Annotated in this window: 13 protein-coding genes and 1 tRNA gene; 7 read left to right on the forward strand and 7 right to left on the reverse strand. The window is 71.4% G+C overall.

Translation table 11 applies throughout. The features are described 5' to 3' along the window. Positions 1–26: 26 nt before the first annotated feature. From ACIBTU_RS36775 to ACIBTU_RS36785, 3 genes are all read right to left on the reverse strand, one after another. Positions 27–524 carry a hypothetical protein gene (locus ACIBTU_RS36775; protein ID WP_399131075.1) on the reverse strand — a complete coding sequence of 166 codons (498 nt, stop codon included), beginning with the start codon at positions 522–524 and terminating at the stop codon, positions 27–29. Positions 525–599: 75 nt separating this feature from the next. Further along, on the reverse strand, positions 600–1,901 hold the full coding sequence (locus ACIBTU_RS36780) for a hypothetical protein (RefSeq protein WP_399131077.1): 1,302 nt from the start codon (positions 1,899–1,901) through the stop codon (positions 600–602). Positions 1,902–1,920: 19 nt separating this feature from the next. Further along, complete coding sequence (locus ACIBTU_RS36785; RefSeq protein ID WP_399131078.1) at positions 1,921–2,325, reverse strand: hypothetical protein; 405 nt, start codon at positions 2,323–2,325, stop codon at positions 1,921–1,923. Between the two features lie 210 nt (positions 2,326–2,535). Between ACIBTU_RS36785 and ACIBTU_RS36790 the strand changes: the two genes are divergently transcribed. Next, entirely contained in the window at positions 2,536–3,381 is an 846-nt protein-coding gene (locus ACIBTU_RS36790) for a MurR/RpiR family transcriptional regulator (RefSeq protein WP_399131092.1), read from the forward strand. Positions 3,382–3,671: 290 nt separating this feature from the next. Here the strand turns inward: ACIBTU_RS36790 and ACIBTU_RS36795 are convergent, their stop codons facing one another. After that, positions 3,672–5,063: a cystathionine beta-synthase gene (locus ACIBTU_RS36795; RefSeq protein ID WP_399131079.1), complete on the reverse strand. Its 1,392-nt coding sequence runs from the start codon at positions 5,061–5,063 to the stop codon at positions 3,672–3,674. 150 nt (positions 5,064–5,213) lie between these two features. On the opposite strand from ACIBTU_RS36795, the gene ACIBTU_RS36800 reads away from it, so the two are divergent. The 3 genes from ACIBTU_RS36800 (at position 5,214) to ACIBTU_RS36810 (ending at position 8,701) form a co-directional block, all read left to right on the forward strand. After that, positions 5,214–6,293: an SGNH/GDSL hydrolase family protein gene (locus tag ACIBTU_RS36800; RefSeq protein WP_399131080.1), complete on the forward strand. Its 1,080-nt coding sequence runs from the start codon at positions 5,214–5,216 to the stop codon at positions 6,291–6,293. A gap of 120 nt (positions 6,294–6,413) precedes the next feature. Next, positions 6,414–7,634, forward strand: coding sequence for an acetyl-CoA C-acetyltransferase (locus ACIBTU_RS36805; protein WP_399131081.1), 1,221 nt, complete (start codon positions 6,414–6,416; stop codon positions 7,632–7,634). A 248-nt stretch (positions 7,635–7,882) separates the two neighbouring features. Next, positions 7,883–8,701, forward strand: coding sequence for a hypothetical protein (locus ACIBTU_RS36810; RefSeq protein WP_399131082.1), 819 nt, complete (start codon positions 7,883–7,885; stop codon positions 8,699–8,701). Positions 8,702–8,900: 199 nt separating this feature from the next. On the opposite strand, the gene ACIBTU_RS36815 is transcribed toward ACIBTU_RS36810, so the two are convergent. Next, on the reverse strand, positions 8,901–9,224 hold the full coding sequence (locus ACIBTU_RS36815) for a hypothetical protein (RefSeq protein WP_399131083.1): 324 nt from the start codon (positions 9,222–9,224) through the stop codon (positions 8,901–8,903). 87 nt (positions 9,225–9,311) lie between these two features. Between ACIBTU_RS36815 and ACIBTU_RS36820 the strand changes: the two genes are divergently transcribed. Further along, positions 9,312–9,542: a DUF4287 domain-containing protein gene (locus ACIBTU_RS36820; RefSeq protein ID WP_399131084.1), complete on the forward strand. Its 231-nt coding sequence runs from the start codon at positions 9,312–9,314 to the stop codon at positions 9,540–9,542. Between the two features lie 91 nt (positions 9,543–9,633). Here ACIBTU_RS36820 and ACIBTU_RS36825 read toward each other — a convergent pair whose 3' ends face one another. Both ACIBTU_RS36825 and ACIBTU_RS36830 read right to left on the reverse strand, forming a co-directional pair. Further along, entirely contained in the window at positions 9,634–10,530 is an 897-nt protein-coding gene (locus tag ACIBTU_RS36825) for a Bax inhibitor-1/YccA family protein (protein ID WP_399131085.1), read from the reverse strand. A 174-nt stretch (positions 10,531–10,704) separates the two neighbouring features. Further along, positions 10,705–10,788 (reverse strand) — tRNA-Leu (locus tag ACIBTU_RS36830). Positions 10,789–11,186: 398 nt separating this feature from the next. Between ACIBTU_RS36830 and ACIBTU_RS36835 the strand changes: the two genes are divergently transcribed. Further along, entirely contained in the window at positions 11,187–11,957 is a 771-nt protein-coding gene (locus ACIBTU_RS36835; RefSeq protein WP_399131086.1) for an ABC transporter ATP-binding protein, read from the forward strand. Between the two features lie 53 nt (positions 11,958–12,010). Then, complete coding sequence (locus ACIBTU_RS36840; RefSeq protein WP_399131087.1) at positions 12,011–14,542, forward strand: ABC transporter permease; 2,532 nt, start codon at positions 12,011–12,013, stop codon at positions 14,540–14,542. Positions 14,543–14,727 lie beyond the last annotated feature (185 nt).

Genomic DNA, 14,727 nt, shown 5'->3' on the forward strand with positions numbered 1-14,727 from the left:
TCGCGGCTGCAAGGCGGACCGGACGGCTACGCTCCGCCGCCGCCCTCGGGGCGGACCGAGCGGACGAACGCCTGGAAGTCGTCGAGCACGGCGGGGTGTTGAGCCTCGGTCGCGGTCAGCACGAGCCGGATCACGACGCGCCGGTGCGGGTCGGCGACATCGAGCATGCCCAGGTACACCTGTGTCTGGACGAGCTCGCGCAGCACTCCGGAGACGGCCGCCGTGACGGCCAGTTCCTGGAGCAGGCCGGGCGCCTGCGCCGACCCCTTCTCGCTCCGCTCGACGACCTCGACCCGGGCGCCGGACGCCCGCAGTTGCGCCACCGACGCGTCGGCGAGCGCGGCGAGCGGCGCGTCGTCCGGCCGGTACTCGCCGTCGATGGCGATGTTCGCGGTGAACCCGGCGTCCGCCCCCGGGTGCAGCGCGACGAACGCCGAGCCCGGCGCGCCGACCGCGTCCGGCGGCGCGGCGTGCCAGCCGTCGGGCAGCTCGAACTCGATCGGTACGGGCAGGGTCGTGGCCATGCGGGTGCCTCCTTGCTGCTTACTGGGGTGCGCCCTGGGCGGGTACCCAGAGCCGGCCGGTTACGCGGGCCGGGGTCAGAACAGGCTCCCGATCCCGTCGGCGATGTCGCCGACCGTGTCCCCGACCTTGCCCGGGTCGACGGTGAACTCGAAGCCGACCTCGCCGCCGAGCCCGACGGCGAGACCGACCTTGGCCCCGATCTTCCACTTGCCGTCCTCGGCCTTGCCGAGCGTGGCGTCCGCCTCGGCGCCGATACCGGCCCAGCCCTCGGCGGTCGCGCCCGCTCCGATGCCGCCGAGGTCGGCGCCGCCCCCGACACCGGCCTTCGCTCCGGCGAAGGCCTCCGCGCCCGCGTGGACTCCTTCGAGCCCGATGCCCGCGTTGACGCCCGCCTCGGCGCCCGCCATGACCTCCCCGCGCCCATAGACCCCGACCGGACCGGCGTCGGCGCGCCCGAGGGCCGACGCCTCACCGCCCGCGAAGCCCTTGGCCTCGCCCTGGATGCCCTCGTGCGTGATGCCGCCCTCCGCGCCGACCTTGGCCCCCGCGTACGCCTCGGCCTCGCCGGACAGCTTGAACGGCCCGTTGGTGAGCGAACCCTCCCCCTTGGCGCGGCCCAGGTCGGCGTGCGCCTCGGCCTCGGCGAGCTTGCCCTTGCCGATGTTCGGGCCGCTCGCGTCCGTGCCGACGCCGGGGCCCGACGCCTCGCTCTCGCCCTCGGACACCCAGCCGTCGGTCTTCGGCTTCTCCTTGGGCTCGGGCTTGCCGGCCGTCTTCAGGTCGCCGACCGCGTGCGCGTTGAACCCGCCGAAGCCGATCCCGTCCATGTTGCCGTCGGCCCCGGCCCGGGCCAGCGCCCGCTTCACGCTCTGGTCCGCGTCGTCGACGGCCTGGACGGCCTTGGCGATGTCGTCGCTCCAGCCCTTCGCCTTCGTCTTCGCGTCGGCCATCAACTGCGGGTAGTCCGGGTCGTGGTGCAGGGCGTACTTCTCGTCGGCCGACATCTTGTCGTAGCCGACGTAGGTGGCCTTGCCGGAGCTGTCGACCTTGTAGTCCTTCTGCTCCGCGTCGTGCACCAGGTCCTTGACCGCCTTCTGAAGGCGCGTCAACTCCGTGTGCGCGTCGGTCAGCAGGCTCGCGACGGCCTGCGCCTGCGCCTTGGCCGCGCCGAACTCGAAGGCCGTCGCCGAGGCGTTCTGCTGCTGCGTGCCGTAGGCCAGGCCCTGCCAGTTGCCGTTGCCGAGCACGCCCTGGACCTGCTGCTCGTAGTCGGTCTTCAACTCGCCGAAGCGGTCGCCCATCTTCTTCCACGCCGCGGACACGTCCGTGAACGAGGAGAGATCGACGGTCATCACGTCCTGATAGGTCAGCGTCATCGCCGGGTCCCCGTCCCCGTCACATTCCGTCGAAGCTGCTGGGCGTGCGGATCCCGTTCGACTGGGTGCCGATGCCCGTGTCGGTGGTGTTGAAGAGGTTCTTGGTGCCGTGCAGACCGTTGAGCTCCACCTGCAGGCGGGCGAGGAGCTTGTTCGCCTGCCCCTCCCAGACGACCAGCGCGTCCGAGACGCCCTGGTCACTGGCCCAGCCGGACAGACCCTTGAGCCCGGTGTCCTGCTTCATCAGCGGACTCAGCGGGCCCTGCGCGGGCGGGGCGAGCAGCGGCGGATGCACCGAGCCGCCGCCGTCCGCCATCGCGGACGCGGACCGGGTGTCCGGCATCAGATGCTCTTCCAGGAACTTCGCGGCGCGCTTCTTGTCACTCGCCGAACTCGCCAGCGTCTGTTCGCCACCCGACCCCATGGCCACCCCGTCGTCTCTTCACTTCTCATCCCACCGCCCACGCCCCTGGCGCACCGCGGAAGCTCGCGTGGCACCCTATCGGCAGCGCCCCTCCCTCTATGGCGCCCACCCCAGGAATTGAATAGAATCATGCATAAATGGGCGCCTTGAATAGACCGGCGGGCGCCCGGCACGGCCGGAAACCGACGGGGAGACATGAGCGAGCAGACGATGAACGGCGAGAGCGGGCACAGCCCCGCCGAGCGCCTTCAGCGCCTCTTCGAGGGGCACCGCCTCACGCCCACACAGCGCCGCATCGCGCACTGCATGGTGCGCCGCGCCGGCGACGTGCCGTTCCTGTCCTCCGTCGAACTGGCCGAGCTGGCCGGCGTCAGCCAGCCCTCGGTGACCCGCTTCGCCGTCGCCCTCGGCTTCGACGGCTACCCGGCCCTGCGCCGCCACCTGCGCGAGGTCGCCCCGCAGGCACCGGCCACGGCCGACGACATCAACGAGTACCAGCAGGCCGTCGAGGCCGAGATCGCCAACCTGCGGCACCTCGCGGGCCTCCTCGCCGACCCCACCCCCGTCGAGGAGGCGGGCCGGCTGCTCGCCGCGTCCCGGCCCCTGCCCGTCCTCGGACTGCGCGCGGCGGCCTCCCAGGCCTACGGGTTCTCGTACTTCGCGGCGAAGGTGCACCCCGACGTAAGGCTGCTGGACGACGGCGGCACCATGCTCGTCGACCGTATCGACGCGGCGGTCCGGGCCGGCGCCACGACCCTGCTCTGCTTCGCCCTGCCCCGCCACCCGCGCGAGGTCGTCGAGGCCCTCGCCTACGCGCAGTCCGTCGGCCTCCAGGTCGTCACGGTCGCCGACTCCGCGTTCGCCCCGGTCGCCAAGCACTCCGACCTGCTCCTGCCCGCCGCCGTCGGCACCGGCCTCGCCTTCGACACGGCGTGCGCCCCGATGCTGCTCGGGCGCGTGCTCCTGGAAGCCATGTGCGACGCGCTGCCGCAGGCCCAGGCCCGCCTGGAGGAGTTCGACGTACGGGCGGCGGAGCGCGGCCTGTTCGTCGAGTAGCCGCGCGCCGGAAAGAAGTATGCGCGGGGACCGCCGCACCCCCTGTGACGGAGGGCGGGACGACGGCGGTCCCCGCGGGGGACGCGGTCCGGTCAGGCCGGACCGGCGTCCTGGGCGTCGGCGAAGTCCGGGAGCCGCTCCGGAGAATCCTCGACACCGCTGCGATGCCGGCCGGGGCGGGGAGCCGCTCCCACCCCTGCCGACACCCACCAATCTGCCGGACCGTTGTTAAGCGGGTGCTGCGCGCACGTGTCGCGCGCGTACCGATCGCACGAACCCGAGCACCAGCCCTACTTCGTGGCGCCCTTCGCCAGGAAGGCGAGCAGGTCCTGCCGGCTCACGACGCCGGTCGGCTTGCCCTCGACCAGCACGATCGCGGCGTCCGCCGAACCCAGCACGCTCATCAGGTCCGCCACCGGCTCGCCCGAGCCGACCTGCGGCAGCGGCGCCGACATGTGCTTCTCCAGCGGGTCGTCGAGCGAGGCGCGCTTGGTGAACAGCGCGTCGAGCAGCTCCCGCTCCACGACCGAGCCGATGACCTCGGCGGCCATCACGTCCGGGTGGCCCGCGCCCGGCTTCACGATCGGCATCTGCGAGACGCCGTACTCGCGCAGCACGTCGATGGCCTCGCCGACCGTCTCCTCGGGGTGCATGTGGACGAGCTCGGGCAGCGCGCCGCCGTCCTTGTCCTTGAGCACCTCGCCGACGCGGGCGCTGGTGCCCGTGTCCTCCAGGAAGCCGTAGTCGGCCATCCACTCGTCGTTGAAGATCTTGCTGAGGTAGCCGCGGCCGCTGTCCGGCAGCAGGACGACCACGATGTCGTCCGGGCCGAGCCGCTCGGCGACGCGGAGGGCGGCCACGACGGCCATGCCGCAGGAGCCGCCGACGAGCAGCCCCTCCTCCTTGGCGAGCCGGCGCGTCATCTGGAAGGAGTCCTTGTCGGACACCGGGACGATCTCGTCGGCGACCTCGCGGTCGTACGCGGTCGGCCAGAAGTCCTCACCGACGCCCTCGACGAGGTAGGGGCGCCCGGAGCCGCCCGAGTACACGGAGCCCTCGGGGTCGGCGCCGACGACCCGCACCCGGCCCTCGCTGGCGTCCTTCAGGTAGCGGCCGGTGCCGGAGATGGTGCCGCCGGTGCCCACGCCCGCCACGAAGTGCGTGATCTTCCCGTCGGTCTGCTCCCACAGCTCAGGGCCGGTCGAGTGGTAGTGGGACAGCGGATTGTTCGGGTTCGAGTACTGGTCGGGCTTCCAGGCGCCCGGCGTCTCGCGCACCAGCCGGTCGGAGACGTTGTAGTACGAGTCCGGGTGCTCGGGGTCCACGGCGGTCGGACAGACCACGACCTCCGCCCCGTACGCCCGCAGCACGTTGATCTTGTCCGTGCTCACCTTGTCGGGGCACACGAAGATGCACTTGTACCCCTTCTGCTGGGCCACGATGGCGAGCCCCACCCCGGTGTTGCCGCTGGTGGGCTCGACGATGGTGCCGCCGGGCTTCAGCTCCCCGCTCTGCTCGGCCGCCTCGATCATGCGCAGCGCGATGCGGTCCTTCACGGAGCCGCCGGGGTTGAAGTACTCGACCTTGGCCAGGACTGTCGCCTGGATGCCCTCGGTCACCTTGTTGAGCCTCACCAGCGGGGTGTTGCCGACGAGGCTGATCATCGAGTCGTGGATCTGCACGGTTTTCTCCGGGTGTCCTGTGTAAGGGATGTGACCAGCGTATGGCGCGCACCGGCCCTTCATCTCCCGTTGCGATTGGCCGACCGTGTCTACGGGGCAATGAGTTCATGAAGCCGTAATCCGCAGGAGAGAGGCAGGTGGGTGCGGAACATGTCGAGCAGGGCGAGGGTGGCACGGCGGATCGCCGCCGGGGCGGCGTACGGCGGAGGCGGGATCGGGCTGCTGGGCGCGGCCACGGTCGGGGTGCTTCTCGCCGAGGTGCAGATGGCGCGGCGGCAGGTGGGCAACCACGGGGATCCCGTGCACGTGCCCTCGGCCGACGGGCTGTACGGCAGCACGTACGGGGACCCGCCCTCGGGCGAGGCGCCGCTGCGGTTCGCGATGCTCGGCGACTCCACGGCCGCGGGGCAGGGTGTGCACCGGGCGCGGCAGACTCCGGGGGCGCTGCTGGCCTCGGGGCTCGCGGCGGTCGCGGAGCGTGCGGTGGAGCTGCGGAACGTGGCGCTGCCCGGTGCCATGTCCGACGATCTGGACCGCCAGGTCGCGCTGATCCTCTCCGATCCCGACTGGCAGCCGGACGTCTGCGTGATCATGATCGGGGCGAACGACGTCACCCATCGCATTCCGGCGACGAAGTCCGTGCGGCATCTGTCGGCGGGCGTACGACGGCTGCGGACGGCCGGGGCGGAGGTCGTCGTCGGCACGTGCCCCGATCTCGGCTCGGTGGAGCCGGTGCAGCAGCCGCTGCGCTGGGTGGCCCGGCGGGCCTCGCGGCAGCTGGCGGCGGCGCAGACGATCGGCACGGTGGAGCAGGGCGGGCGGACGGTCTCGCTCGGCGATCTGCTGGGCCCCGAGTTCGCGGCGAACCCGCGCGAGCTGTTCGGCCCCGACAACTACCACCCCTCGGCGGAGGGCTATCAGACGGCCGCGATGGCGCTCCTGCCCACGCTGTGCGCCACGCTGGGCCTGTGGCCCGAGGAGGAGCGCCCCGACGTGTCCCGCGCGGAGGGCTTCCTTCCGGTGGCCCGGGCCGCGGCGAAGGCGGTCGAGGAGGGCGGTACGGAGGTCACGGCCGCGATGCCGACGGGCCCGCGCGGCCCCTGGGCCCTGCTGAAGCGCCGCCGCCGCCATCGCGTCCCCACCCAGGACCCGGCCCCGGCCACGCCGTCCGGCTCGACCCGGTCCGGCTCCGGCACCACCCGATCGAGCCCTTGGCGGGGCACTCGCTGAGCAAGCGCTTAGAAAAATGCGGCGGGAGTCACACGGCCGGCACGGTGACCCGGGCTGTACGTACAGGTAACTTCCCAGACGGTCCCGCCTGAAAAGGTCAACGAACCCTCTGGAGCCGTGATGCCCGAAGCAGTGATCGTCTCAGCCGCCCGCTCCCCCATCGGCCGCGCCTTCAAGGGCTCCCTGAAGGACCTGCGCCCCGACGACCTGACCGCCACGATCATCCAGGCCGCCCTCGCCAAGGTCCCCGAGCTGGACCCGCGCGACATCGACGACCTCATGCTCGGCTGCGGCCTCCCCGGCGGCGAGCAGGGCAACAACCTGGGCCGCATCGTCGCCGTCCAGATGGGCATGGACCACCTGCCGGGCTGCACGATCACCCGCTACTGCTCCAGCTCCCTGCAGACGACCCGCATGGCGCTGCACGCCATCAAGGCCGGCGAGGGCGACGTCTTCATCTCGGCCGGTGTCGAGATGGTGTCCCGCTTCGTCAAGGGCAACTCGGACTCGCTCCCGGACACGCACAACCCGCTCTTCGCCGACGCCGAGGCCCGCACCGCCGAGGTCGCCGCGCAGGAGAACACCTCCTGGCACGACCCGCGCGAGGACGGCCTGGTCCCGGACGCGTACATCGCGATGGGCCAGACCGCCGAGAACCTGGCCCGCCTCAAGGGCGTGACCCGTGAGGACATGGACGTGTTCGGCGTCCGCTCGCAGAACCGCGCCGAGGAAGCCATCAAGAACGGCTTCTGGGCCCGCGAGATCACCCCGGTCACCACCCCCGACGGCACCGTCGTCTCCGCGGACGACGGCCCGCGCGCCGGCGTCACGCTGGAGGGCGTCTCGGGCCTCAAGCCCGTCTTCCGCCCCGACGGCCTGGTCACGGCCGCCAACTGCTGCCCGCTGAACGACGGCGCCGCCGCCCTCGTGATCATGTCCGACACGAAGGCCCGCGAGCTCGGCCTGACCCCGCTGGCCCGCGTCGTCTCCACCGGCGTCTCCGGCCTGTCCCCCGAGATCATGGGCCTCGGCCCGGTCGAGGCGTCCAAGCGCGCGCTGAAGCTGGCCGGCCTGTCCGTCTCGGACATCGACCTGTTCGAGATCAACGAGGCCTTCGCCGCGCAGGTCATCCCGTCCGCCCGCGACCTGGGCATCGACGAGGACAAGCTGAACGTGAACGGTGGCGCCATCGCCGTCGGCCACCCCTTCGGCATGACCGGCGCCCGCATCACCGGCACGCTGATCAACAGCCTCCAGTTCCACGACAAGCAGTTCGGCCTGGAGACGATGTGCGTGGGCGGCGGCCAGGGCATGGCGATGGTCATCGAGCGCCTGAGCTGACCTGAGCCGGCCCGGGGCGACCGGCGAAAACCGGCTGCGGAATCGTGATCCAATCTCCCCCAGGATGTGACATGCGTCTCGGGGGAGAAGGTTTTCGCAGGTCAGCCCCGTACCCAGGCCCTATGGGCGCTAAACAACCGGACAAAAGACCCGTCCTGTTCGTGACGTAATGCACTGACAGGTGGTTCGTCCAGGCTTCAAGCTGATGTAGTAAGTCGGGGGTCGACTTGAAACCGGGAGTACGTCTAGTGAGCGCCATCCCCTTTGCCCTGCTGCTCGCCACGGCCGCTGCCACGGCCGTAGGCGCCACCACCCTGCACAGCGTCCGTGGCCTGCGCCGGCAGATCGCGGAGCTCCAGGACGAGCTGGCCCGCGGCCGCGCCGTGACCACGCACCCCGGTGTCCCGTCGGCACGCACGACTCCCGACACCGAGGCGATACGCACCGCCGTCGCCGACGCCCTCGCCGAGGAGCGGGAGCGCGAGCTGGCGGAGGCGCGGGCGTTCTGGGCCGCGCAGGAGGCACGGGACACCTCGGATCTGCCGCCGTTCCTGACCGGCGGTGGCGGCGCCCTGGGCGACGAGCTGTACCTGCCGCGCCAGGCCGACTTCGCTGGCCTGGAGCCGGTCGTCGAGCCCGCGCTCGAACCGGTCGAGCCGGCCCTCGAGCCCGAGGACGACTTCGCCGGGGAATCGCCCGAGCTGGCCGCCGCGCGCCGCCGGCACCCCTCGCACCCCGACTTCGTGCCCGTGCAGTCCCCGGTCTCCGGCGACCACGAGCGCACGGTGGCCTGTCTCGAAGAGCTGGCCCAGGCCCGCACGGCCCTCTCCGACGTCCGCCCGGGCCCCCTCGGCACGCTCGACGTCTACGTCTTCGCCGACGGCACGACGCTGTGCATGACCCCGGGCCACCGCGAGACCGCCGAGCAGCTCGCCGGCGCCCTCCGCGACGGCCGCACCCCGTTCCTCCTCGGCGGCTCCGGCGTCTCCGGCGCCTACGCCCTCACCTTCGAGTGCGGCCCCGACAGCGTCTACATCCTGGCGGACCGGGTCATAGCGTCGGCCTGAGCCCATTTTTCTCTGCGGCCCGGTGGGGGCTGGTCGCGCCCCGCGGCGGAGCCGCTGATGGACACAGCCCCGCGCCCCTGAAGGCGAACGGCTGCGCCGCTCAGCCTTCATCGGAGAAATGCGACGCGAAGCGTCTGCATTTCAGGGGCGCGGGGAACTGCGCGAGAAGCCCCACCGGCCCGCACCCGAAAACGAACCCCTAAACCCCGGCCCGCTTCATCGCCGCCCCCACCAGATCGACGGCCTCGGCAACCTCCCGCTCCGTCCGGAGGACAACGGCCAGGTCCCGCCCCGCGACCGTCACCTGATCAGCCGCCGCGAACATCCCCGCGTCCGGCATCTCCCGAACCGCCGAACCGCCGTCGGCCCCCGCCCCCTCCAGCCGCTGGGCCCACCCGGACAACTCCCTGGCCAGCCCCAGCGCCTCCGCGGCGGCGCCCCGCTGCAAGCGGCTCTGCGGAGCCGCCCGGAGCCGGTCGGCGAACTGATCCACTGCTGAGGTCAACGGCGTCGTATCAAGCACGCCGCGACTGTAGCTGTTTACAAGCGGGCGGCGCTCGGGCACGGTTGCCTCAAGACCCGGCTACATCGAAGCGTTCCGGAGGCGCCGATGTCCCAAGTCTTCTCCGAGGAGACCCACCGCAATCTGATCGCCCGCATCCCCGAATGCACCGGTCGTGAAGTCGCCGACTGGATGAACACCGTAGAGAACGGCCCCAGCTTCCTTCGTTTCGAAGAGAAGGTGAACTGGCTGCGCGGGGAGCACAACCTCTCACACGGTCACGCCAAGGCGCTCATCCACGAATACGACCTGCGGCGTGCCGCACGCCGCTTCGGCTGACGCCCCACCCCCAACCGACAAAAAGGACCCGCGCACCGAGGTGCGCGGGTCCTTCGACGTGTCACGACCGTCAGGCGTGAGCCCTCAGCCGTCAGTCGTTGCCCTGCAGGATCGAGATGAGCCGCAGGAACTCCATGTAGATCCAGACCAGCGTCATGGTCAGACCGAACGCGGCGAGCCACGCCTCTTCCTTGGGCGCGCCGTACGCGATCCCGTCCTCGACCTGCTTGAAGTCGAGGGCCAGGAAGCACGCGCCGAGCAGGATGCCGACGATGCCGAACAGGATGCCGAGGCCACCGCTGCGGAAGCCGAGACCGTCACCGCCGCCGAACACGGCGAACAGCAGGTTCACCGCCATCAGCAGGATGAAGCCCATCGCCGCGGCCATGACGAAGCCGTAGAAGCGGCGGTTCACGCGGATCCAGCCGGCCTTGTAGGCGATGAGGACCGCCGCGAAGACGGACATCGTGCCGATCACGGCCTGCATGGCCGCGCCGTCCGCGATCCGGTTGTCGACCACGCTGGAGACGACACCGAGGAACACGCCCTCGAGGGCCGCGTACGCCAGGATGACCGGCGGCGACGCCTTGCGCTTGAAGGCCTGGACGAAGCCCAGGACCATCGCGACGAGGCCGGCGCCGATCGCGATGCCGTACGACTTGCCGATGTGGGCGTCGTCGACCGGCAGCAGCGCCCAGGCGAGCGCGGCGGTCACGATCAGGGTGCCGAGCGTGGTGGCCGTACGGACGACGACGTCGTCCATCGTCATGCGGCCGGTGGTGGCGGGCGCCTGCGGAGCGCCGTACTGCAGATCCTGCTGGGCGTAGGGGTTCTGCGCGTACGGGTTGCCGGCGGGGGCCTGGCCGTACGGATTGGCCTGCGTCCCGACCGCGGGTCCCCCGGCCTGCGACTGCCGCGCGTCGAACTGCGCATAGCCGTTGTCGCGGCTGAACCCCCGTCGCGAGAAGACCGGGTTGCTGCTCCTCATCTCACTCCTCCATGGCCACCGTGTATGGCCTTCCCACAAGAGTAATGGGCTGGCAAAGATCCGAGCCTAGTGCTCAGGGAGGATCTTTCCCAGTCTGTTACGAGGAACGCGGCGGAGCACCCCTGTGTTCCCCGCTCGGGAACACAGCGTGACCGGCGGCGGAAGGGGCGGAGGTGCCCGGAACCGGACTTGAACCGGTACGCCCGCGAAGGGGCAGCGAGGTTTAAGCTCGCCGTGTCTGCATTCCACCATCCGGGCAGGCTGTGGGGCTCCGCGTCGACCTTCCGAGCCTATCCGGCGGCCTCCCCCGGCCGGCGGGGCTCCCTCGCGATGTTGTCTTATTTTATTGAGGTCTGAGGGTGCATCAGCCCCCGCATCGGCCCCTGACAGACGCCATCCGCACTTGCCACGTGCGCTTCCCGCCGCGGGTGCGCGTCCACGTGGATTGACGGAATTTCACCTCAGGGGCGGGGCCGGGTGCGGCGCCGCCCGGCGGCTCGGGGTCGCGGGTCATCCCCAGGTATGACCCGGGGCCCCGCGGTCCGACTCCAGTCGCCCCCGGGAACGGGAGCTGCGGCTGACTCCGGGCCGGTGTTCCGCCGAGACGATGGAACGGTACCCAGCAGGCAGTCCCCGTACCGACAGGAGCACCCTCCGTGACCACCACCCCCCTCGCCGACCGGACCGTGACAGCGGCCGCCCGGGCCACGGATCTGAGCAAGATCTACGGACAGGGCGAGACCCGGGTGGTCGCGCTCGACCAGGTCTCCGTCGAGTTCCGGCAGGCCGAGTTCACCGCGATCATGGGTCCGTCCGGCTCCGGCAAGTCGACGCTGATGCACTGCGTCGCCGGCCTGGACACCTTCTCGTCCGGCTCGGTCCGCATCGGCGACACCGAGCTCGGCTCCCTCAAGGACAAGCAGCTCACCAAGCTGCGCCGGGACAAGATCGGCTTCATCTTCCAGGCGTTCAACCTGCTGCCGACGCTGACGGCGCTGGAGAACATCACGCTCCCCATGGACATCGCGGGCCGCAAGCCCGACAAGGCGTGGCTGGAGAACGTGATCCAGATGGTGGGTCTGTCCGGCCGCCTCGGGCACCGGCCCTCGCAGCTCTCCGGCGGCCAGCAGCAGCGCGTCGCCGTGGCCCGCGCGCTCGCCTCCAAGCCCGAGATCATCTTCGGCGACGAGCCCACCGGAAACCTCGACTCGCGCTCGGGCGCGGAGGTGCTCGGCTTCCTGCGCAACTCGGTGCGCGAGCTCGGCCAGACCGTCGTCATGGTCACCCACGACCCGGTCGCCGCGGCGTACGCGGACCGCGTGATCTTCCTGGCCGACGGCCGCATCGTCGACGAGATGGCGTCCCCGACCGCCGACACGGTCCTGGACCGCATGAAGCGTTTCGACGCCAAGGGCCGCACCAGCTGACCGCGGGCCGCGCCCCGATCCCGTCCCGCCGAACCCAGGACTGACCCGAACCCATGTTCCGTACAAGCCTGCGCAGCGTGCTCGCGCACAAGGCCCGCCTGATGATGACCGTGCTGGCCGTCATGCTCGGCGTCGCCTTCGTCTCCGGCACCCTCGTCTTCACCAACACCATCTCCGGCGCTCTGGAGAAGAGCTCCGCCAAGGGCTTCGACCACGTCGACGTCGCCCTCACGCCCGGCGCGACCGCCGCGAAGGGCGACCAGGTCGGCAAGCCGGTGAAGCTCACCGACGCCACCCTGAAGAAGGCCGAGAAGGTGCCGGGCGCCGCCTCCGCGTACGGCGTGGTCAGCGGGTACGCGGCCGTCGCCGACCAGGACGGCAAGCTCGTCGGCAACGGCTTCTCCACCCAGGGCGGCAACTACTGGGGCGAGAAGGACTCCCGTTACCCGTTCAAGGCCGGCAAGGCCCCGCACGGGGCGAACCAGGTCGCCCTCGACGCCGAGACCGCGCGGCGCGCCGGCTACAAGGTCGGCGACCAGGTCCGCATGTCCGTCGACGGCCCTGTCCTGACCCCGACCCTGACCGGCGTCTTCACCACCGACGACGGCAACGTGGCGGCCGGCGGCTCGCTCGCCCTGTTCGACACGGCGACCGCGCAGCAGCTCTTCCACAAGTCGGGCGCCTACGACGAGATCGACGTGAAGGCCGCCGCCGGCACCGGCCAGGAGCAGCTGAAGCGGAACCTCGACACGGCGCTGGACGGCGCCGCGGTGCACACCGACACGGCGCGGCAGCTCGCCGACGACCAGGCCGAGGTCATCTCCTCGTCGATGAGCTCGATGAAGACGATGCTGCTGGTGTTCGCGGGCATCGCGCTGTTCGTCGGCATCTTCATCATCGCCAACACGTTCACGATGCTGGTCGCCCAGCGCACCAAGGAACTGGCGCTGATGCGCGCGGTCGGTGCCTCGCGCCGGCAGGTGACGCGTTCGGTGCTGATCGAGGCGTTCTTCGTGGGCGCCGCGGCCGCGGTGACCGGTCTCGTCGTGGGCATCGGCATCGGCGCGGGCATGCGCTCCCTCATGGACCGCACCGGCGCGATCATCCCGGACGGCCCGCTGGTCGTGTCCGTCGGCACGGTCGTCGCCTCGCTGCTCGTCGGTGTCGTGATCACGATGCTGGCCGCGTGGCTGCCGGGCCGCCGCGCCGCGAAGATCCCGCCGGTCGCCGCGATGAACGCGGTGCACGCCGCCCCGACCGCCAAGTCCCTGGTCCTGCGCAACACGCTGGGCGCGCTGGTCTCGGCCGCCGGTGTCACGGCCGTACTGGCCGCGACGACGATGAGCGGCGACTCCGGTCAGCTCCCGATGGGCGCGGGCGCCGGGCTCCTCGTCATCGGTGTCTTCATCCTGACGCCGCTGCTGTCCCGTCCGCTGATCGCGGCGGCGGCCCCGGTGCTGCGCGTGTTCGGCGTCTCCGGCAAGCTGGCCCGCCTCAACTCGGTGCGCAATCCGCGCCGTACGGCCGCGACGGCCTCGGCGCTGATGATCGGGCTGACCCTGATCACGGGTCTGACGGTGATCGCGGGCAGCGTCCAGTCGGCGATCGACAAGATGGCCGCGGACTCCCTGAAGGCCGACTACGTCGTCTCCATGGCGAACGGGAACTTCCTGTCCCCCGAGGTCCTGAAGACGCTCGAGAAGACCGACGGCGTCACCGCGACCAGCGGTCTGTCGAACTCCCCGTCCCGGATCGACGGCACCACCGAGTACCTGACGGGGGTCGACGGCCGCACGATCACGAAGCTGGCGGACCTGCCCGTGCGGGACGGCCGCTTCACGGTCGGCGGCACGGACGTCGTCGTCGACCACGACACGGCGAAGGACCATGGCTGGAAGGCCGGCTCGGCGTTCTCCGTCGCCTACGAGGACGGCAAGAAGCAGCGCCTGACCGTCGCGGGGGTCTACGAGGGCAACGAGATGATGCGGGGCATCATGCTCGACGCCCCGACGCTGAACCCGCACATGACGGACGGCGCCTCGGACATGCAGGTGATGCTGAAGACGGCCGGCGGCCCGTCCGACGCCACCAAGGACAAGCTGACGAAGGCCCTCGGCGAGAACCCGGCGGTGAAGATCCAGGACCGCCAGGACCTGTCCAACGAGATCGCCCAGATGTTCACGCTGATGCTGAACATGCTCTACGGGCTGCTCGCCATGGCGGTGATCGTCGCCGTGCTCGGTGTCATCAACACCCTCGCCATGTCGGTCTTCGAGCGTCAGCAGGAGATCGGGATGCTCCGCGCGATCGGCCTCGACCGCAAGGGCATCAAGCGCATGGTCCGCCTGGAGTCCCTGGTGATCTCCCTGTTCGGCGGGGTGCTCGGCATCGGCCTGGGCGTGTTCTTCGGCTGGGCGGCCGGGCAGCTGATCGGCAACAGCATGTCGACGTACGCGCTGGTGCTGCCCTGGGGCCGGATGGGGCTCTTCCTCGCGCTGGCCGCGGTGGTGGGCATCCTGGCGGCCCTGTGGCCGGCCCGTCGCGCCGCCCGCCTGAACATGCTGACGGCCATCAAGTCGGAGTAGTGCGGGAGAGGTTGTACGCAGAGGGGGGGGGGGGGGGGGGGGGGGGGGGGCGGGGCCGGCGCGGGGGGGGGGGGGGGGGGGGGGGGGGGGGGGGCGGCGGGGCCCCCCCCCCCCCCCCCCCCCCGGCCCCCCCCGCCCCCGCCCCCCCCCCGCCGCCCCCCCCCCACCCCCACCCCCCCCCCCCC

It is taken from the genome of Streptomyces sp. NPDC050145, from assembly GCF_044460245.1.
Lineage (GTDB): Bacteria > Actinomycetota > Actinomycetes > Streptomycetales > Streptomycetaceae > Streptomyces.

Excerpts from the sequence above, each read along its gene's own strand:
- ACIBTU_RS36775 (WP_399131075.1), bottom strand. The coding sequence starts at position 524 with ATGGCCACGACCCTGCCCGTACCGATCGAGTTCGAGCTGCCCGACGGC.
- ACIBTU_RS36820 (WP_399131084.1), top strand. The coding sequence starts at position 9,312 with ATGTCCCAAGTCTTCTCCGAGGAGACCCACCGCAATCTGATCGCCCGC.
- ACIBTU_RS36825 (WP_399131085.1), bottom strand. The coding sequence starts at position 10,530 with ATGAGGAGCAGCAACCCGGTCTTCTCGCGACGGGGGTTCAGCCGCGAC.
- ACIBTU_RS36785 (WP_399131078.1), bottom strand. The coding sequence starts at position 2,325 with ATGGGGTCGGGTGGCGAACAGACGCTGGCGAGTTCGGCGAGTGACAAG.
- ACIBTU_RS36805 (WP_399131081.1), top strand. The coding sequence starts at position 6,414 with ATGCCCGAAGCAGTGATCGTCTCAGCCGCCCGCTCCCCCATCGGCCGC.
- ACIBTU_RS36790 (WP_399131092.1), top strand. The coding sequence starts at position 2,536 with ATGAACGGCGAGAGCGGGCACAGCCCCGCCGAGCGCCTTCAGCGCCTC.
- ACIBTU_RS36840 (WP_399131087.1), top strand. The coding sequence starts at position 12,011 with ATGTTCCGTACAAGCCTGCGCAGCGTGCTCGCGCACAAGGCCCGCCTG.
- ACIBTU_RS36800 (WP_399131080.1), top strand. The coding sequence starts at position 5,214 with ATGTCGAGCAGGGCGAGGGTGGCACGGCGGATCGCCGCCGGGGCGGCG.
- ACIBTU_RS36780 (WP_399131077.1), bottom strand. The coding sequence starts at position 1,901 with ATGACGCTGACCTATCAGGACGTGATGACCGTCGATCTCTCCTCGTTC.